A 19,502-nucleotide genomic window follows, 5' to 3' on the forward strand; every position below is an offset into this window, starting at 1 on the left:
ACCTTTTGTAATGATTTTCCGCGACGTCATGGCGAAGGAGCGTCAGCCCGCGGCCATCTGGTTGTGCTTGCGGGAAATGTACTCCTTGGCCGTTTCAACGGCCACGGCGGCATCGCGACAATACGCGTCGGCGCCGATTGCCTTGCCAAACTCCTCGTTCAGCGGTGCGCCGCCGACCAGCACGATGTAGTCATCGCGGATACCTTGCGCGATCATCGTGTCGATAACGACCTTCATATACGGCATGGTGGTGGTGAGCAGCGCGGACATGCCGAGAATGTCTGCCTCCTCCTTGGCGATGGCCTCAAGGTAGTTTTCAACGGGGTTGTTGATCCCAAGGTCGACGACCTCGAACCCGGCGCCTTCCATCATCATGGAGACGAGGTTTTTACCAATGTCGTGAATATCGCCCTTCACGGTGCCGATGACCATCTTGCCCTGTTTGGGCGCGCCGGTCTCTGCCAACAGCGGCTTGAGGATGTGCATGCCACCTTTCATCGCATTGGCGGCCAGCAGCACCTCGGGAACAAAAAGGATCCCGTCGCGGAAGTCGTGACCGACGATCGTCATGCCTCCGACCAAGGCCTTGGTCAGGATGTCATAAGGTTGCCAGCCGCGCTCCAGCAGGATGTTGACCGCTTCTTCGATCTCTTCCTTGAGACCGTCGTAGAGATCGTCGAACATCTGTTGGACAAGCTCCTCGTCATCGAGTTCGGAGAGGATGATGTCGTCTTCTTCGTCGGACATTGTGCGTTTCCTTTCTGCGGGCGCAGCGGTCATAGACCTGTTCTGCGATTAGTTGTCATTTTTCCCCTGCCTCAATTGGCAGATTGCGACATGGGACAAGGCCAATCCGACTTTGTGCACGGAGATTAGGCAGAGATTGTAAATGTTCCATTTATGTTCTAGTTTTACAGAGTGGACCATGAAGAGAGGATCATAGCGCCCGAGCAACGGCGCGGCAGGGGGGCAGCCACCCGCGAAACCGGTCGATTCGAACGGTTTAGCCGTATAGGTTGCAGTGACGGTTGGGATATCCCCGAAGAGCAGCGTGTGCTGCGCACTGAAGTCAGACCCGAACAGGCGCGGACAATCATCAACTACGTCCGCTCGCCGGATCTTCCATTTGACCGTTCGCTGAACCCTTATCGGGGCTGCGAGCATGGCTGCATCTACTGCTTTGCCCGGCCGACACATGCCTACATGGGACTCTCGCCGGGGTTGGATTTCGAAACCAAGCTGACCGCCCGTCGAAACGCGCCGGAAGTCTTGGCGCGAGAACTGTCGGCCAAGCGCTACAGCGTCGCACCTCTGGCCATCGGTACGAACACGGACCCCTACCAGCCGGTCGAGCGGGACGAGGGTGTGATGCGAGCCTGCCTTGAGGTTCTGCGGGATTTTCGCCATCCGGTCGCCATCGTCACCAAAGGCACGCTGATCGAACGGGATCTGGATATTCTTGCGCCCATGGCGGCAGAGGGTTTGCTGCGTGTTGGCATTTCGGTCACCTCGCTGGACCCGGATCTGTCGCGTCGGATGGAGCCGCGCTGCCCCGCGCCCGCGCGCCGTCTGGCGACAATCCGGGCGTTGGTGGGGGCTGCCATTCCGGTGCGGGTGATGGCCTCGCCATTGGTGCCCGCGCTCACTGATCCTGAGTTGGAGCATATCCTTGAAGCCGGAGCGGACGCCGGGGCGACCTCCGCCAGCTATATCATGCTGCGGTTGCCGCGCGAGGTCGCTGATCTGTGGCAGACGTGGCTGGAGGAGCATTATCCGGACCGTGCTAAGCGCGTGATGGGGCATGTCAGGGACATGCACGGGGGTGAAGTCTATTCGGCGAAGTGGTTCCACCGGATGAAAGGTGAGGGCGTTTACGCAGAGTTGATCGCGCAGAGATTTCGTCGTGTGACTCGGGCGCTTGGTCTGGATGAGGCACAGCCAGCGCTGCGCTGCGACCTGTTTCGAGTGCCGCCCAGGGAAGGTGATCAGTTGAAACTCTTCTGAGCGCCTTGGGTCCACGTCTCGTTTAACTGCGACGACGGCCGCGACGCTCGCGCGTTTTGGTCGGCTCGCCAGTGCCGTCACTGTCTGAGGAGAAACCGCCAAGCTTTTCAGAGATATCTTCCAACGAGGGAGCCGCGCCACGTGGGCGCGTTTCCAACGCTTCACGCATGGCTTTGAGGTGCTCGGGCAGGGTGCCGCAGCAGCCGCCGATGATACTGACACCGGAATCCCGCGCGAGGCAGGCGTATTCGGCCATCAGTTCTGGCGTTCCGTCGTAATGGATATGACCATCGACATATTTCGGTATGCCAGCATTGCCCTTTGCGATCAGGGGGCGTTTCGTTCCGGTGGCGGTGAAGCCCAAAACGGTGCGCATCAGATCGGACGCGCCGACGCCGCAGTTGGCACCGAAGGCAATGGGCGGTGTCGGCAATCCTTCGACCATCTCAACCATCGCAGGGGCCGTCATACCCATCATTGTACGGCCTGCAGTGTCAAAGGACATGGTTCCACACCATGGCGCTCCGATATTGTTGAAGGCTTCGGCGGCAGCTTTGTATTCCTCGGGGGCGGAAATGGTTTCGACCCAGAGCACATCAGCGCCGCCGTCCATCAGGCCTTTTGCGGTTTCTTCGAACATCGCAACCGCGTCGGCGTGGCCGAGCGATCCGGCGGCCCCCATGATTTCGCCCGTCGGCCCGACGGAGCCCGCGACGATGACCTCACGGCCTGCGGCATCGGCCACTTCGCGTCCCAATTCGGCGGCAATCTTGGACAGCTCGTAGGCGCGATGGCCCGCGTCGTGCAGTTTCAGCCGCGAGGCATTTGCACCAAAGGAGTTTGTCAGGAAAAGATCTGACCCGGCCTCCACTGCGTTGCGATAAAGTGTACGGATTTTCTCCGGCTCGTTTTCATTCCAGAACTCCGGCGCATCGCCAGATTGCAGCCCCATGTTGAACAGATTGGTGCCGGTTGCGCCATCGGCCAGCAGCCAGTCGCGGGTTTCGAGAGCACGGGACAGTGCATTGGTCATGTGAAAGGCTCCTCGGGGCTTTGACAAGTCGTGTTCCACATCGGGCAGCATGACGCAAATGCATAATCTGCATCATTGTCATGAGGTTGATATGGCCTACTGCAAGATCCACAGAGGCAGTCGGTCCTCGGGCACAAGCCAGGCCGCCATGGTCCAGCCAGCGGCACGCGGTATGTTTACGGCCCACGCGGCCACTTCTCGGACACGCGCGCGGAGGGTGCCTTGGCCGGGGCGTGGCACTTTGGGGGTGGCGCAGACGGAAACCGCTTTTCCGGCCCAAAGGAACGAGGCCGCCCCTCGAAGCGCGTGAAACGGTTCGGTGACGACGATAAGGCGTGTATCTTCCGGCAGGATCTCAAGGCTGAAGCGGGCGTTTTGCAGAGTGGACTGCGAGGCAGGTTCAACAAGGATGCCCTCGGAATCGACGCTCATGTCGCGTGCTTTTCGTGCCATGGCTTTGGCGGTTGAGGCCTGACCCAGCGCGCCGGCCCCAGTCATCAACAGGCTGTCGACAGTCCCGGTCTGGTAAAGCCGTACGCCCGCAATGACCCGCGCGGCGGAATCGATGGACAAGCCGTCGGTTGTGCTTCCGCCGCCAAGAACAACGGCCACGTCGAAATGCGACCGCAGCGCATCACACCGCTGGACCAGATTGATCGACAGCAGAACCAAGGCTGTGCAAAACAGGATGTAGCCGGCAAACAGTTTGATCAGAAGACGCATGGTCGTTCCCTAAAACAAAAGACCCGGCGGTGAGCCGGGTCTCAGGTTTCTTACTCCAGCTCGATGGTCCCTGGGGGCTTCGAGGTGGTGTCATAGAACACACGGTTGATTCCGCGCACTTCGTTAATGATCCGAGTGGAGGTCTCGCCAAGGAAATCATGGGTGAACGGATAGTAATCCGCAGTCATCCCATCGACCGAGGTCACGGCCCGAAGCGCCAGCGCATAATCGTAAGTCCGACCGTCACCCATCACGCCGACGGTGCGCATGGGCAAGATTGCGGCGAAGGCTTGCCAGATTTCGTCATACAGATTGTGTTTGCGAATTTGGTCGATGTAGACGGCATCGGCCTTTCGCAAGATCTCCAGCTTTTCGCGGGTGATCTCGCCGGGGCAACGGATCGCAAGGCCGGGACCGGGGAAGGGGTGCCGGCCGATAAACGACGCGGGCAGGCCAAGTTCCTGACCCAGCGCGCGGACCTCGTCTTTGAACAGCTCGCGCAATGGCTCCACCAGCTTGAGCCCCATCTTCTCTGGCAGGCCACCGACGTTATGGTGCGATTTGATTGTGACCGAGGGACCACCGGAGAACGACACTGATTCAATAACATCAGGGTACAACGTTCCCTGAGCTAGGAATTCAGCGCCTTCAATGCCGTCAGCGTATTTCTGGAAGACGTCGATGAACAGCTTGCCGATGATCTTGCGCTTGGTTTCGGGGTCAGAAACGCCCTCAAGTTCGCCGAGAAACAAGTCGCTTTCATCAGCGTGGATCAGGTTCAGGTTGTAGTTGTCGCGGAACATAGCGACAACTTGCTCGGCTTCGTTCTGCCGCAGCAAGCCATGATCGACGAAAACGCAGGTCAACTGGTCACCGATGGCCTCGTGCAGTAGAATGCCGGTCACAGAGGAATCAACACCGCCCGAAAGCGCGCAGATCACCTGTTTATCGCCCACGTCTTCGCGGATCTTCGCAATCATCTCTTCGCGGTAGGCGCCCATGGTCCAGTCACCGTCGAAGCCAGCCAGCTTGACGAAGTTTTCGTACAGCGTCGCGCCGTTCGGTGTGTGATGCACCTCGGGGTGGAACTGCACGGCATAAAAGCGTCGATCCAGGTCGGCGGTCATGGCGAAGGGCGCACCGGTCGAGGTGCCGTAGACCTCAAATCCAGGTGCCAGCTCGGCCACATGGTCACCGTGGCTCATCCAAACCTGTTCGCGGCCGGTGCCGTCCAGGAACCAGCCATTGAAGAAGTCGGTTGTGCGCTCGGTCGGTGCGACCCATGCGCGGCCGAACTCTGCTGTGTGGCTCTCGCCGGCTTCGATGCGGCCGCCGAGGTCTTGCATCATCACCTGTTGGCCATAGCAGATGCCAAGGATCGGCACGCCGAGGGTGTAAACGGATTTTGGTGGACGTGGCGACCCGTCTCGGGTCACGCTGTCAGGGCCGCCGGAAAAAATGACGGCCTTTGGGGCGAAGTCCCGCAGAAACGCGTCTGTCACGTTCTGATAGGGATGGATTTCGCAATAGACGTTCAGTTCGCGGAGGCGGCGCGCGATGAGCTGCGTCACCTGGGAGCCAAAGTCGATGATAAGGAGGCGCTGGTGCTGGATCTGGGTCATGGCGCATGCCATAGGCCGCACGTCACGCGCGCGCAAGAGGCAGGCGGTATCCTGGCATCAGTTCAACGTTTAGAGACGCTCTGGCGCACGCCGTGGCTGTGGTCTTCTCGGAAAACACCGCTGCGCTCCGCCTAGGCATGCAGCGAGGTTGGGCCGACACGGGCAAAGATCGGCTGCACCTTCCATGTGACTTGACATGGAAATATATCTCCTGAGAGTACTTCGGTGCTGAGGTTGAACCATGCAACGCCACAGGGCGCCCGGTGCAGGTTGGACCTGCCTTGGCTTGATGGGGGGGGGGCTCGGTCCCGCGCGTCTCTGTTCTCTGACCTTCGCCCATCGTGCTCGACCCCATGGCCATAACTTGGGAAACCGGACAAGATATTGTTTTCACTTGTCATTTAAATGCCTCCGGAGACACATTCGATCTGAAATCTGACGAATAGCGTTTTCGTTCGGTCATTTCTGTACGGTCTCCCTGAGGCGCTACAGCTTAAAGAGCGGTCCGAAACCTGACTATCATCATCGTAAACCGGTTTTTGACCATCCTCACTGCTAAGCTCCCTGCTCGGCTGCGCAAGCGAAGCCAGCGGGCCTGGGGATGGCAAGGCGCGCAACGCTGTCAGTCTATGGCCGCGGCGTGCTTTCCAAGGTGATTTGCCATGCATATGGACTGGGGAGTAGTCGTATGTGGCAGTGCCATGACAAGCTTTCCCATAATGCTTGCTAAGGTTTTCTGGAAAACGGGCACCGAGAAATCATGGTATCAAGCATCTGGAAAGATTTCTGTGGCACCTAGAGGCCACCTGAAATTTGCGTGCGTACATGGTTGATTAAGGATTCGATGGCGCTGGCGGCTTTTCGATGTCGTTTTCAGGTCTGACACGCCGGAAACGTCCAAGGCCGGGACTGGTCCAGTCGTTACAAAAGGTTTAATCACGGGGGACGACGGTCGCCCCCCGGCCAGCCGCGAGGGCATGATAAGATGGCAGAAGCAGCAGCGCGCAAGCGGGGCAAAGGTGGCGGTGGCGCGGCGCGTCGGGCGGAGCGCACATCCACGGTGATCGACACGGCGCGATTCATCGAACGCAACATTCCCAACTTCGAGGTGCTGAACGAAGAAGCTCTGCAGATCATCGAAGAGAATGCGGAAACGGTTCTTGAAGAAATTGGGGTAAATTTTGTTAACAACCCCGCTGCGCTGGAACGTTGGCGCGCCGCCGGTGCAACGATCGAAGGTGAACGAGTGCGTATTCCGCGAGGGCTGGCGCGCAAACTCGCCTCCACTGCGCCGTCGCAATTCACGCAGCATGCTCGCAATCCTGAGAGAAACGTCGAAATCGGCGGAAAGAACCTCGTGCTGGCGCCAGTGTATGGCCCACCTTTTGTGCGGGATATCGATGGTGGTCGCCGCTACGCAACGATCGCAGATTTTCGCAAGTTCGTGAAGCTTGGTCAGCAGTCAAAATGGTTGCATCACTCTGGGGGCACAGTCTGCGAACCGACGGACGTCGCAGTTAACAAGCGCCACCTGGACATGATGCTGGCACATATGACGCTGTCAGACAAACCGTTCATGGGCTCGGTGACTGAACCGAGTCGCGCGGCGGATTCCGTGGAAATGTGTGAGATTCTGTTCGGGAAACAGTTTGTTTCCGAAAACACGGTAATGACTTCGCTGATCAATATTAACTCGCCGCTGACCTTTGACGACACGATGATGGGGGCGCTCGAAGTCTATGCCGCTGCCAACCAAGCCTGCATCATTTCGCCCTTTATCGTGGGCGGTGCGATGGCCCCTGTGTCTATCGCGGGAACGCTGACTCAGGTCCTGGCAGAGGTGCTCGCCGGGGTGGCTTATAGCCAGTTGATCCGCCCCGGTGCGCCCGTGATCTTCGGTGCTTTCGTGACGTCGATCGACATGAACTCCGGTGCTCCGACCTTTGGTACGCCAGAGGCGTCCCACATCACGTACGGCGCAGGGCAGTTGGCGCGCCGATTGGGACTTCCGTTCCGTTCCGCTGGGTCTTTCTGCGGATCGAAATTGCCGGATGCACAGGCCGCGTATGAGACTGCAAATTCGCTCAACATGGGCCTGCTTGCGGGCGTCAATTTCATGCTGCACTCGTGTGGTTGGCTCGAAGGTGGGCTGGTGGCCTCGTTTGAGAAATTCGTCATGGATGCCGACCAGCTTGGCGCGTTGCACGGACTGGCCAAAGGTGTCGCGATGGACGAAAATGCGCAGGCTATGGATGCCCTGCGTGAAGTTGGTCCTGGCGGTCACTACTTGGGATGCGCGCACACTCAGGCAAACTTCAAAAGTGCCTTCTGGCGCTCAGAAGTTCTTGATTACAAACCGTTTGAGACATGGTCAGAAGAAGGTGGGCGTGACACGGCCACTCTTGCCCAAGCGCGAATGGAGAAGCTGCTGAGCAGCTATGTGGAACCCGCGATGGATCCCGCAGTGCGCGAAGCCTTGCATGACTATGTAGCGGAGAAGAAGGCTTCCATGCCTGATAGCTTTACCTAAAAGCGCGTGTCGCAAAAATCTCATGGTGCGGCCCTGGTGGGCCGTCCATGACCTCAATGTAGATGAAGCGTCAGCGTGCCGTGTCTCCGAGCAGACGGGCCTCTCCCATCATGGCTGTCAGAACCTCGACATGGCGGGTGACGCTGTAGCTGGCATCGGCGGTGCGACGTTGTTCGTCGATGTCTGCTTCGATCTCGATCAAACGCATGACAGCTTCACCCGGTCGGGGCGTCTGACCCTGGCCTAGTATGCGGTTCAAACACGAACTGCGACGGTAGTCCTGCACCCCGATCCGCGCTGCGCGGATCAACAGTTTCGGTCGGCGCAAGTCATTTAGTATACCCAGCAGATCTTTCATTTTCAGCCTCCTCGTTGTGGGGCCCTCCTCCTGTGGAAAACAGCCCGACCTCAACCCAAGATAGGCACACACGGAAAGGGTGTTGCGTACACACCGACTGCTGCGTTCGAGTGATTTACGTTTGATTATCTATTGTTAGGAAAGATCAGACTCGAGAAATACTGTTAACCAAAGAGTAACCTGAACACCCATAGGTTGCGATTTAGTAAATGGGGATAAGTCTGTGCAAAACCTTCCGCGGACGGGATGCTTCAAATGAAGGTAACGCCGTCTGATAACTCGGATCGACTGCTGCCTAGATGGGTACCTGATGAGGTGCGCCTCTACATGGAGCATACCGAATTCGGACGGTCCATTCGGGAACTGGCGCGTCAATCGGCACAGTATCCGTCGACTATTTCGCGGCAAGTCCGGAAGATCGAGTCGCGTAGGGACGATCCTCTTGTTGATGCAGCTTTATGCAACCTGGGGGCAGCCGGGGACTGGAACCTGGCATCAACGACCAGAAAGGACGATGAGCTTATGACTGCTGCCGTTAATATGCCGGCTCTGCCGGATGAGATCACTCTGACGCGTGAAGCGCGTCGCATTCTGCGCCGCCTGTGCGAACCGGGCGCCATTCTTGCCGTCGCCGCGGAGATGGAAAAGGCGGTTGTGGTGCGGGACACCGGCGACGGGGGCAGCGCGCGCACCGCTGTCACCGATATGTCCATTGCGCAGGCCATGGCGCTGAGGGAATGGATCACCTGTGATCGCCCCGCGCGCATTTCCCAGTATCGGATCACCCCCGGCGGACGGTCAGCGTTGAACCAAATGGTGGCGCAGCAGGAAAACCGGGTGCGCGGCTTTGCTGAAGCGCAGGCAGGTTTTGACAATGGACGCGCCGCCGAAGCGGCATTGGACGAGGTGGATCGCGATCCACGCGTGCGCAAGGGCCGATATCTTTTGGCTGAAAGCCCTCTCACCGCGTTGGGCAGACGTCGTGACCGAGATGGTCAGCCTTTTTTGACAGAGGAGCTGATCAGCGCGGGCGAGCGGTTGCGCGAGGATTTCGAGTTGGCACAGATCGGGCCTCGCACAACGCAAAACTGGGATCAATTTCTAACCTCTGGTATTACGACATCGCTGTCCGGTGGTGAGGATGGCGCCACGGAGGCACAAAAGCGACTGCAGTCGGCTTTGCGCGATTTGGGTGCGGGGTTAGGGGACGTCGCACTGCGCTGCTGCTGCTACCTTGAAGGGTTGGAAACGGCGGAAAAACAGCTTGGGTGGTCCGCGCGATCCGGAAAGATCGTCTTGCGCATAGCCTTGCAACGGCTGCGCCGCCACTACGAGGAACGTGGTCGCGGAGGTGGTGATTTGATCGCCTGAAGCTGATCAACTCACCCTTCATATTCGATGAGAGGCTGCAAAATTCCACATCTTCAGTGGGATGATTTCCGCGAAACGCTTGATGCATTAAAGGTCTGGCGTGCTTTCAGCCGCAGGGGGATACTTAACAAGGACATTTCGGAAGCGATTGTACCGAGAGAGCATGGTCAGGTGCAAAGGGGGCTGCAAACCGCGTTAGGAGCGTTCACGGCGAGAATCTTGTGGAGGGGGGATGGGGAGAATTGTTTGCGCACTGTTCTGCTGGCCAGAGGATCGTCGCCTTCGGGGCTTGAGCCCGTCGATATCGGGAATCTTGTGCATCTTATTGGTTTTGATCGGAAATGTTACCGGAAAGCCGTCGTCTCTCGTTAAACCTCTGTGGTTCGACCGGATGGGAGGCGATGCATCGCTAGGGCGATCGGCCTGCATCTGAAATTGCAAAGGGCGGCCCCATACACAGGGCCGCCTTTTGATTTTCTATTCAGCTGCTTTGACCGGTGTGTCATCCGTCACTGGTAGGGCGGGAGCGCTCTCGACCGCTTCGCGGACACCTTTGGCGTAGTCAGGGTGGACCCGTTCCAGCACTGCGTACCAGCGTTCCTTTACACTGTCGGAGCATGGGGCCATGGCCCCAGCCATGTTCTGGTGCAAACGCACACGTTCGTCGTCGGTCAGAACATCTTTGTACAAAGCACGCGGCTGCACAAAGTCCACCTCTTCCGTTTCTTGCGGATAGCGGTAGGCCTCCGGATCAATCTTCAGAGGAGGTTCCATGACGGACGGATCGGGGCGTGGTGCGTCTTCGTATTGATTCGGTTCGTAATAGGCGTTCGAATTTCCCGTATCGTTCTGGAAGAAGCGCATTGCGCCGTCCTTGTGATAGTGCGCGACGGACGCGGCCTTCGGAGCGTTGGCTGGCAACGCTTCATAGTGTGTTCCCAGCCGATAGCGGTGTGCGTCGGCATAGGACCAAACGCGCGCTTGCAGCATCTTGTCCGGCGAAAAGCCGATGCCTGGAACGACGTTGGATGGCGAGTAGGCTGCGTTTTCCACCAGTTGGAAATAGTTTTCCGGCACGGTGTGCATTTCCAGCTCGCCCACTTCGATCAAGGGGAAATCCTTGTGCGGCCAAACCTTTGTTACATCAAACGGGTTGAAGTCGAGGCTGGCGGCCTGTTCTTCTTCCATCACTTGGATCTTCAGCGTCCACTTTGGGTGTTTGCCCGCTTCGATCATGTTCCAGAGATCTTCCTGATAGCTTTCACGGGTTTGACCGATCAGCTCCTTGGCTTTCTCGTTGGTGTAGTAATCGTGGCCCTGATGGGTTTTGAAATGAAACTTGACCCAGTAGCGCGTGCCCTCGTGGTTCCACATGGAAAACGTATGCGAGCCGTAGCCGTTCATATGCGTCGGGTTCTGAGGAATGCCCCGGTCTGACATCAGGATCGTCACCTGGTGTACGGATTCGGGCTGACCAGCCCAGAAATCGAACATCGCCTCGGGGGAGCGCAGGTTGGTCTTGGGGTGACGTTTCTGCGTGCGAATAAAGTCCGGAAACTTGTAGGCGTCACGAACGAAAAAGACGGGCGTGTTGTTGCCCACCATGTCCCAATTGCCCTCTTCGGTGTAGAACTTCAGCGAGAAACCGCGGACATCGCGTTCTGCGTCGGCGGCCCCGGCTTCCCCAGCCACGGTGGACCAGCGAGAGAGCACTTCAGTTTTTTTACCAACTTCAGAGAAAATCTTCGCGCGGGTGTACTTCGTGATATCGTTCGTCACGGTAAATGTGCCCTGCAGGCCCCAACCCTTGGCGTGCACAGTCCGTTCGGGGATGCGCTCGCGGTTTTGATGAGCGAGCTTTTCGATCAGTTGGTAGTCTTCGAGAAGGACTGGACCGCGTGGGCCGGCCGTTTTCGATGTTTCGTTGGTGGGGACGGGCGCGCCGGCTGTGGTGGTCTGGCGTTGGGACATGAGGTCCTCCTGTAGAGGTTGAGATCTTATGGGTTCAACGGGCCGACCGCATCGTGGTTCCATCATAGTTTCGGTGGTGTGCGATAAGTTATTATTATCGGTGTGAGGGGTATGAGTGTTGCTGTTGCGAAGAGGGTGTCGCGCTGTAGCCGTCGAACGTGGAACATCTCAAGTTGAGGCCGACGCCCACGCACAGCCGCCATGCATTGGATGCAAGGCGATCAAGGGTGGAAAAGCACGTCATATGTGCGTAGATACATCCGCAACCCAGTCTTTGCGAAAGGCCCAGAGCCATGCGCGATCTTAAGATCCCCGGCGAACGTCACCCTGAAAAGGCGCACCGCCCCGACAATGCCCAGCCCAAGAAACCGGATTGGATCCGCGTCAAGGCGCCCGGCGGCGCGGGCTATGCCGAGACACGGCGCATCATGGATGAGCACAACCTCGTCACCGTGTGCAAGGAAGCGGGCTGTCCGAACGTCGGCGAATGCTGGAGCCAAGGACACGCCACCATGATGATCATGGGCGAGATTTGCACGCGCGGATGCACGTTCTGCAACGTGGCGACGGGCCGCCCCGACACCCTTGACGTGTTCGAGCCTGGCAGAGTGGCGGATGCAGTGCAAAAGCTGGGTCTGAACCATGTGGTGATCACTTCCGTGGACCGCGACGATCTGGACGATGGCGGGGCAGAGCATTTCGCCCAGACCATTCGCGCCGTGCGCCACCGTGCACCGGGCACCACGATCGAGATCCTGACCCCGGATTTCCTGAAGTGCGCGCCCGAGGTTCTGAAAACCGTCGTCGACGCAAAGCCGGACGTTTTCAACCACAACCTCGAAACCGTGCCGGGACTTTATCCGACGGTGCGTCCGGGCGCGCGGTACTTCCACTCGCTGCGCCTTTTGCAGCGGGTAAAAGAACTGGACCCGTCGATTTTTACAAAGTCCGGCATCATGGTTGGACTTGGTGAAGACCGCCAATCTGTTTCGCAGGTCATGGACGACATGCGCGCGGCGGATGTGGACTTCCTGACCATTGGACAGTACCTGCAACCAACGCCGAAACATCACCGGGTGGACCGTTTCGTGACACCGGAGGAGTTTGCAGGTTATGAAAAGACCGCTTACGGCAAGGGTTTTCTAATGGTCTCCGCCACGCCTTTGACGCGCTCTTCGTATCATGCCGGCGACGATTTCGCCCGTCTGCGCGACGCGCGCAAGGCCAAGCTGGCAGGCCGAACGCCTGCCTGATCTGACAGGACTATTTGACGTTTTGACGCGGCTGCTTTGACAGTCGCGTCTTTTCGTCAGTCGGACGCGGGCAGTGCCTTGACGTAGGCGGCGACGGCCTCCCGGTCCTCAGGGGTCAACTTGGAGAAATTCTCCACCACCTCGGCCATGTGTCCGCCCACGCTGTCGTAATCGGGGGTGAATCCCGACTCAAGATAATAAGCCACGTCCGTTGCTGACCAATCCAGTTGCGTGGGCGTCAGTCCGGGGATCTCGCCGCGACCCGACGGATTCGGCGCCCCGGCCATCCAGCGGGAGGTGTCCAATCCACCAATAGCATTTCGGGGCGTATGACATTCGGCGCAATGGCCCAAGGTTTCCACCAGATCCCGCCCGCGTTCGGTCACACCCTCCGGCAGATCGGTCATGACGTAGTCGTCGGAGAAGAAAAGCAATTTCCACCCGCCAAGGCTACGGCGAATATTGAAGGGGAAGCCCACATCATGCGGTTGTGAGGCCGTATCTGAAGGTGGCAAAGTCTGCATGTACGCGTGAAGGTCAGCGACTTGCTGGTCCTGCATCTTTGTGTAGGCCGTGTAGGGGAAGGCCGGGTAAAGATGTTCTCCCGCTTTTCCAACGCCCTGCTTCACGGCATTGGCGAGATCGACCACGGACCAGCCTCCGATCCCAGCGTCTGACGGGGAGATGTTTGGTGCATAGAATGTGCCGAAGGCAGACGCAAAAGCCTGCCCTCCGCTCAGCAGAAGTTTGTTGTCAGAGCCCGAGGCATGGTGACACGACGCACATCCGGCGGCGGTAAAGATCGTCTGGCCAGCATCAGCATTCCCGGTGAGAGCTTCGAACCTGGCGGCGTCGACCTTTGACGGAGCTGTAAGCCAGACGCCTGCGCCGACCCCGAGGACCGCCAGCGGCAGGAGAATTTTCAGCGCCCGGTTCATGGCTGCACCTGAGCGAGAAGCGGGCAGGGAAACGCGTTGGACATCAGGTATCTCCGTTGAGACTTCATTCGCAGGGCAGAGGTTAAGCCTTCACCGATGATCCTAACATGCCGAGCGCGCGGGTGGGGATGAACCGCCTAGACGTCGGTGAACCGGACCTTTCCAATGAACGGCAGGTTACGATTACTCTGAGCAAAGTCGATGCCATAGCCCACGACGAATTCATCGGGAATGTCGAAGCCTATCCAGTCGGCGCGGAAGTTCACCTCACGACGCGTCGGTTTGTCGAGGAGGGCGATGGTCTTCAGCCGTGCGGGTTTGCGCGCGCGCAGCATGTTCACAACGTGGTTCAGCGTGTGGCCCGTGTCGACGATATCTTCGACCACCAGCACCTCGCGCCCCTCGATTCCGGAGCGAAGATCTTTCAGAATGCGCACCTCGCGGGAGCTTTCCATGGCGTTGCCGTAGGAGGAGGCTTCGAGAAAATCGACCTCCACATCCAAGGACAATTCCCGCACGAGATCTGCGATAAATATGAACGACCCGCGCAGCAGGCCCACAACCACCAACTTGTCGGTATTGGAAAATTCGCGCTCGATCTCCATCGACAAAGCTTCGACCCGCGCGGCGATGGCCTTTGCAGTGATCATTTCGTCTACGACATAAGGACGCTCTGGCATCACAACCTCTTGATTTTCCGTACGTGGCGTACGACATCCATCTTGTATTGTCACATGAAAGAAGCGCGCCGCCAAGCTGATGCCGACCCATTCCGAGACCCGCAAATTGCCCTACACGGCGCAACAGATGTACGATCTGGTGGCCGATGTTGAATCCTATCCAAAGTTTTTGCCGTGGGCAGCTGCGGCTCGCATTCGGTCACGCCAGGACGAGGGCGACCATGAGGTCATTCTGGCGGACCTCATCATATCCTTCAAAGTCTTCCGCGAAAAGTTCGGGTCGCGCGTGACGCTCTATCCCGAAGACATGCGCATCGACACGGAGTATTTGGACGGTCCGTTTCACCACATGGTGTCTAACTGGGGCTTCAAGGATGTGGAGGGTGGCTGCGAGGTGTCTTTCTTCGTCGATTTCGAATTCCGCAATCGCATCCTTCAGGGGGCTGCCAGCATGTTCTTCAACGATGCCATGCAGCGGATCGTGAGAGCGTTCGAACGACGCGCGGCTGAGCTTTACGGTTAAGGGGACTGTCGACCACGCGATCAGGTGACAGGCAGGTGCCGCTGCATTTGACATTGCATCGGTCTCCGCCCTGTTGACGAGGGTCTCGTGAGATCAATCCTCTCGTCAGTGCAACGACTTGCGTGGTCAGCGCCCGGCTTTGCAGCCCTCGCGCTGCTGCCTATGTGGTTGCGGCAGACTGACAGGCAACACTCGCTCGACCCTGAACATCAGGTTAACCAGCGACGGAAGTTTCCTGCGGAACACGGGGCCTTTGCCCCCGTTTCGCCTGATTCTGAAGGCATCCCTAATGCACGAGTGACACAGCTTACGAAGGGATGACCAAGATGCCTTCACTTTTTTCGGCACCGACTTACACGCCCGGTGCGGCCCTGCCGCAACGGTCCATTCAGGAACTGCAACAAACTCCCGCTGCGCAATCGCGTGAGGCCGCGAGTGGGTCCTCATACCGCGAGTCGCCGCAGGGCGCAGGGTTGCCCGCTGCCACAGGGGCGACGGCAGAACCGACCCCTGTCACGCCTGAACCTGCTCCTACGCCGGCCGTTTCCACATCGCAAACAGGGCGCATGACGGCCCTGGTGATAGATATGCAGGCGCGGCAAGACGCTGTTGAAACCGATGAGCAAGATGCAGAGGCCAGCGAAGCACAATCTGAAGCCATAAGGGAAAGCGCCACGCCGCGTGGGACCGATCAGCAATCCGTTGAATTCCGCGAGCGACGCTCGGAGATTGCCGAAGCTGGCGGCCCGGATGAAACCTCGGTCGGCACCTCCGAGGCAGAGGATCCGGCGCGTCAGGCGGCTCAAAACTACAGAGATGCCAACGAGACAACATCCGGCGTAGAGCCTGCCAAACTGCTGATGGACGCCTGATCATTTCATGTTGGAAATCAGTCGATGGCAAAGGGGCCCCCGTAGGGCCCGTTTGCCTTCATGAATATCCTTAATCAGGATGCGTGATCGTAGGCACGTTCGCCATGGACTGCGAGGTCGAGGCCGGTGACTTCAGTCTCTTCATCGACACGCAGTGGTGTGATGGCCCGCACCACAAAGATCAGCGCCACTGTGACCACAATGGTAAATCCCCCAACGATCACAAGCGCACCAAGCTGCGCAGTCCACGTACCAAGCCCAAAGGCCGCGATCATGATCGTGCCGAAGATGCCACCGACACCATGCACGGCAAAGACATCCAGTGTATCGTCGATCTTCAGCCTGTTACGGATCAGGTTCACCGCTTCCTGACAAAGCACGCCTGCCACCAAACCAATGATCAGCGCTTGCACCGGGGTCACGAATCCAGAGGCTGGCGTGATAGAGGCAAGACCGGCAATCGTGCCGGTGACGAGGCCGACCAGGGAGGCTTTGCCGAACTTGATCTTCTCCCACAGCGCCCAGGTGAGCGAGGCCGCCGCCGCAGAGATATGCGTCACGGTCATTGCCATGGCTGCGCCGCCGTCCGCTGCAAGTTGGGAGCCGCCGTTGAAGCCAAACCAGCCAACCCATAGCATTGATGCGCCGATCATAACGTATCCTGGGTTGTGCGGCGGTTTGGAGTGTTCTTTGCGCGGACCGAGAAATACGGCAATCAAGAGGGCGGCCAGACCGGCGGTTTCATGGACGACGATGCCCCCGGCAAAATCCTTTACGCCGACCTCACCGAAAATGCCGCCGTCCGCCATCATGCCGCCGCCCCAGATCCAATGTGTCACGGGCGCATAACACAGCAGCATCCAGAGGCCGGAAAACAGAAGGACGAATCCAAACGAGATCCGCTCTGCGTAGGCGCCGACGATCAGCGCGGGGGTGATGATGGCAAAGGTCATCTGAAAGGCGAAAAACAGCACTTCGGGAATAGTGCCGGCGAGGGTTTCGGCGTCGATTCCGTTCAGGAACATCTTGTCCAGACCACCCCAAAACCCGTTGCCTTGGCCAAAGGCGATGGAATACCCGGCTGCAAACCAAAGAATGCTCATCAAACACGCGATTGCATAGCAGTGCATGAACACGCTCAAGACATTTCGGCCACGCACAAGCCCACCGTAAAACAATGCAAGCCCCGGCAGCGTCATGAACAGCACCAGCGCTGTGGCGACGATGATCCAGGCGGTATCCGCTCCAACCATGAAGGTCTCCTTCCCTCGGACACGCGGCCATTTACGTAGGCCGCAATTTCAGTCCGCGTGCGGTTAGGAGAATTTCCGTGCTGAACAAATGGTCAAAGGGGCCATGGGGCGATTAATTATCACGCGATTTTTCAAAAGCCCGCTGATAGGGCGGTATTTTCAGAGTGAGCATCATTTTTGAGCGTTTTAAAAAAGCCTACGCTGTGCTCCATCGCATCCGTTCTGCCGTCATGGGTACGGCCTGCATTAGCCGTTGGGGAGCGCGTCTCGTAATAGTTTCAGTGCATGCTGTGTGGCGGCAGCGCGCACATTTGCCCGACCTAAAGCGCCATGGTCGATAGTCTCTGACGAGACGGAAGAGGCCGTGGCAACGGCATAACAGACGCGACCTTCAGGCTTGTGTTCTGATCCGCCGGGGCCCGCGATGCCGCTTATAGCCACGGCGATATCCGCCTTGGCGGCCTGTCGCGCGCCTTCTGCCATTTCGCGCGCCACCTCTTCTGACACAGCGCCGTGAGCTTCAAGCGTCTCCTCCTGAACCTCAAGCATTTCTGTCTTGGCGGCGTTCGAATAGGTGACAAAACCACGCTCAAAGACCACCGACGAACCGGGCACATCGGTGATGGCGGCCGCGACCATGCCGCCGGTGCAGCTTTCTGCGGTGGTCACGATCGCACAGGCCGCGCGGGCACGTTGCAAAAGATCCTCGGCAAGGGTCACATCAACACTCCATGCGCCAGACCGGCAAGGACGATGGCGACAGCGGCGGCAAAAATGCCCGCGATGACGTCATCGAGCATGACGCCCAAGGCATCACCGCGACGGTCTGCCCATCCAACCAAAAGCGGCTTCCAGATGTCGAACAGCCGGAACAATACAAATCCTGCGATCCAGCCCGGCCACAGTCGCCAGATCTCGACCCCCATCATGCCCGCACCGTAGCTTACGGGGAATAGGGCGATCCATTGGCCGACAACTTCGTCAATCACCACCCAGGAGGGGTCGTGATCATCGCCTTGAGTGACTGTCTTCGTCGCCCACCAACCGAGCCCGAAAACAAGCACGGTCGCTGCCAGCAGGAGGCCGAAACCGCCAAGCTGATGGATGAAGTAGCCCAAAGGCAGTGCTGCAAGCGATCCCCAAGTGCCGGGAGCAGGGCGCAAGTATCCGACGCCCGCGACGGAGGCCACCCACCTCACGATGCCACCAGCGTGGCGGTTGCGATGGCGGCGATGCCTTCTTCGCGGCCGGTGAAACCCAGCCGTTCGGAGGTCGTCGCCTTGATCGAGATGCGTCCGGGGTCGAGATCCATGATGCGGGCCATTTCCTGTGTCATCGTATGCGCGTGCGGACCAACCTTGGGGCGTTCGCAAATCAGGGTCACGTCGATATTGCCGATCCTGAACCCACGCTTCGCCGCCAGATCGACCGCGTGCTTTAGAAATATCTCGGATGCTGCGCCTTTCCACTTTGGATCGGTCGGCGGGAAGTGGCGGCCAATGTCGCCCTCTGCCATGGCCCCGTAAAGCGCATCCGTCACGGCGTGCATCCCGACATCCGCATCGGAATGGCCCTTGAGCTTGCGATTGTGCGGAATGCGCACACCGCACAGGATCACATGGTCACCCTCTTCAAAGGCGTGGACATCATATCCATTGCCCAATCTTACATCCATATTGCCTCGCAACAGTTTTTCTGCGCGCAGAAAGTCTTCTGGCGCCGTGATCTTGAGATTGCTTTCGCTGCCGGTGACGATTGCCACATCCATACCACTGGCTCGGGCGACTTCCACGTCATCGGCGGTGGCGAAATCACATGCACGGTGTGCCGAAAGTATTTTATCGAAGTGAAACCCCTGTGGCGTCTGCGCACGGTATAGGCCGCTCCGGTCTTGGGTCCCGGTCACAATGTCGTCTGTGCCCGTCCACAAAGCATCGCTGACGGGTAGGGCGGGGGCGGCACCGGGATGGGTGGTCAGCGCATTGCGCACGGCCTGCACGGTAGACGGCGGCACGCAGCAGCGTGCGACATCATGGATCAAGACATATTTTATGCCTTGTCCCACCAGCGCCTCCAAGCCGCGCCTGACCGAGACGTGGCGCTCCGCTCCGCCATCTACGAGCAGGACATCCAGACCGTCACATACGGCTTCCGCGTCTGTTCGATCATCGGGGTGAATGACCATCACCAACCGCCCGAAAGGCGCCAACGTGTCCAGTGTCCAGCGCGCAACGGGTTTTCCAGCGACGTCTCGCCACTGCTTGGGAACGCCGCCGCCTGCGCGTTTACCGCGCCCGGCGGCGACGATGACGATTGCCGTGTCCATGCGTCTGATATCCTTCGCTTTCCTTGTCATAGGGGGGCATAAGCC

At 58.6% G+C, this 19,502-nt stretch carries 18 protein-coding genes; 6 read left to right on the forward strand and 12 right to left on the reverse strand.

What is annotated here, in order from left to right; all coding sequences use genetic code 11:
* Positions 1–42: 42 nt before the first annotated feature.
* Positions 43–747, reverse strand: coding sequence for a corrinoid protein (locus GGQ68_RS15225; RefSeq protein WP_183967454.1), 705 nt, complete (start codon positions 745–747; stop codon positions 43–45).
* Positions 748–918: 171 nt separating this feature from the next.
* Between GGQ68_RS15225 and GGQ68_RS15230 the strand changes: the two genes are divergently transcribed.
* Positions 919–2,004 carry a PA0069 family radical SAM protein gene (locus GGQ68_RS15230; protein WP_183967456.1) on the forward strand — a complete coding sequence of 362 codons (1,086 nt, stop codon included), beginning with the start codon at positions 919–921 and terminating at the stop codon, positions 2,002–2,004.
* A gap of 22 nt (positions 2,005–2,026) precedes the next feature.
* Here the strand turns inward: GGQ68_RS15230 and bmt are convergent, their stop codons facing one another.
* From bmt to guaA, 3 genes are all read right to left on the reverse strand, one after another.
* Positions 2,027–3,037, reverse strand: coding sequence for a betaine--homocysteine S-methyltransferase (bmt, locus tag GGQ68_RS15235; RefSeq protein ID WP_183967458.1), 1,011 nt, complete (start codon positions 3,035–3,037; stop codon positions 2,027–2,029).
* Between the two features lie 96 nt (positions 3,038–3,133).
* The gene (locus tag GGQ68_RS15240) at positions 3,134–3,760 is read right to left on the reverse strand and encodes a YdcF family protein (RefSeq protein WP_183967460.1); all 627 of its coding nucleotides are present in this window, start codon (positions 3,758–3,760) and stop codon (positions 3,134–3,136) included.
* Positions 3,761–3,810: 50 nt separating this feature from the next.
* Complete coding sequence (gene guaA / locus GGQ68_RS15245; protein ID WP_183967462.1) at positions 3,811–5,382, reverse strand: glutamine-hydrolyzing GMP synthase; 1,572 nt, start codon at positions 5,380–5,382, stop codon at positions 3,811–3,813.
* Positions 5,383–6,367: 985 nt separating this feature from the next.
* Here guaA and GGQ68_RS15250 point away from each other — a divergent pair.
* Positions 6,368–7,912, forward strand: a complete 1,545-nt coding sequence (locus GGQ68_RS15250; protein WP_183967464.1) for a trimethylamine methyltransferase family protein — start codon at positions 6,368–6,370, stop codon at positions 7,910–7,912.
* 70 nt (positions 7,913–7,982) lie between these two features.
* On the opposite strand, the gene GGQ68_RS15255 is transcribed toward GGQ68_RS15250, so the two are convergent.
* Positions 7,983–8,270 carry a DUF6477 family protein gene (locus GGQ68_RS15255; RefSeq protein ID WP_183967467.1) on the reverse strand — a complete coding sequence of 96 codons (288 nt, stop codon included), beginning with the start codon at positions 8,268–8,270 and terminating at the stop codon, positions 7,983–7,985.
* A 522-nt stretch (positions 8,271–8,792) separates the two neighbouring features.
* On the opposite strand from GGQ68_RS15255, the gene GGQ68_RS15260 reads away from it, so the two are divergent.
* Complete coding sequence (locus GGQ68_RS15260) at positions 8,793–9,641, forward strand: DUF6456 domain-containing protein (protein WP_343055952.1); 849 nt, start codon at positions 8,793–8,795, stop codon at positions 9,639–9,641.
* A 477-nt stretch (positions 9,642–10,118) separates the two neighbouring features.
* Here the strand turns inward: GGQ68_RS15260 and GGQ68_RS15265 are convergent, their stop codons facing one another.
* A complete protein-coding gene (locus GGQ68_RS15265; protein WP_183967471.1) occupies positions 10,119–11,612 on the reverse strand; it encodes a catalase in 1,494 nt (497 codons plus the stop codon).
* A 293-nt stretch (positions 11,613–11,905) separates the two neighbouring features.
* Here GGQ68_RS15265 and lipA point away from each other — a divergent pair, with 293 nt between their 5' ends.
* Entirely contained in the window at positions 11,906–12,865 is a 960-nt protein-coding gene (lipA, locus tag GGQ68_RS15270) for a lipoyl synthase (protein WP_183967473.1), read from the forward strand.
* Positions 12,866–12,921: 56 nt separating this feature from the next.
* On the opposite strand, the gene GGQ68_RS15275 is transcribed toward lipA, so the two are convergent.
* A complete protein-coding gene (locus tag GGQ68_RS15275) occupies positions 12,922–13,803 on the reverse strand; it encodes a c-type cytochrome (RefSeq protein WP_183967475.1) in 882 nt (293 codons plus the stop codon).
* 137 nt (positions 13,804–13,940) lie between these two features.
* A complete protein-coding gene (gene hpt, locus GGQ68_RS15280; RefSeq protein WP_183967476.1) occupies positions 13,941–14,483 on the reverse strand; it encodes a hypoxanthine phosphoribosyltransferase in 543 nt (180 codons plus the stop codon).
* Between the two features lie 79 nt (positions 14,484–14,562).
* On the opposite strand from hpt, the gene GGQ68_RS15285 reads away from it, so the two are divergent.
* Together GGQ68_RS15285 and GGQ68_RS15290 are read left to right on the forward strand one after the other, a co-directional pair.
* Positions 14,563–15,006, forward strand: coding sequence for a type II toxin-antitoxin system RatA family toxin (locus GGQ68_RS15285; protein ID WP_183967478.1), 444 nt, complete (start codon positions 14,563–14,565; stop codon positions 15,004–15,006).
* Positions 15,007–15,332: 326 nt separating this feature from the next.
* Positions 15,333–15,878 (forward strand): hypothetical protein, encoded by a 546-nt coding sequence (locus GGQ68_RS15290; RefSeq protein WP_183967480.1) that lies wholly within the window; start codon positions 15,333–15,335, stop codon positions 15,876–15,878.
* Positions 15,879–15,952: 74 nt separating this feature from the next.
* On the opposite strand, the gene GGQ68_RS15295 is transcribed toward GGQ68_RS15290, so the two are convergent.
* From GGQ68_RS15295 to GGQ68_RS15310, 4 genes are all read right to left on the reverse strand, one after another.
* The gene (locus tag GGQ68_RS15295) at positions 15,953–17,131 is read right to left on the reverse strand and encodes an ammonium transporter (protein ID WP_183967483.1); all 1,179 of its coding nucleotides are present in this window, start codon (positions 17,129–17,131) and stop codon (positions 15,953–15,955) included.
* 246 nt (positions 17,132–17,377) lie between these two features.
* Positions 17,378–17,851 carry a nicotinamide-nucleotide amidohydrolase family protein gene (locus GGQ68_RS15300; protein WP_183967485.1) on the reverse strand — a complete coding sequence of 158 codons (474 nt, stop codon included), beginning with the start codon at positions 17,849–17,851 and terminating at the stop codon, positions 17,378–17,380.
* Positions 17,848–18,330, reverse strand: coding sequence for a phosphatidylglycerophosphatase A (locus tag GGQ68_RS15305; protein ID WP_183967487.1), 483 nt, complete (start codon positions 18,328–18,330; stop codon positions 17,848–17,850). Before GGQ68_RS15305 ends, GGQ68_RS15300 begins: the two co-directional genes overlap by 4 nt.
* Positions 18,327–19,457 (reverse strand): bifunctional 2-C-methyl-D-erythritol 4-phosphate cytidylyltransferase/2-C-methyl-D-erythritol 2,4-cyclodiphosphate synthase, encoded by a 1,131-nt coding sequence (locus GGQ68_RS15310; RefSeq protein WP_183967489.1) that lies wholly within the window; start codon positions 19,455–19,457, stop codon positions 18,327–18,329. Before GGQ68_RS15310 ends, GGQ68_RS15305 begins: the two co-directional genes overlap by 4 nt.
* Between the last annotated feature and the right edge of the window lie 45 nt (positions 19,458–19,502).

Source organism: Sagittula marina (assembly GCF_014196795.1).
GTDB lineage: Bacteria > Pseudomonadota > Alphaproteobacteria > Rhodobacterales > Rhodobacteraceae > Sagittula > Sagittula marina.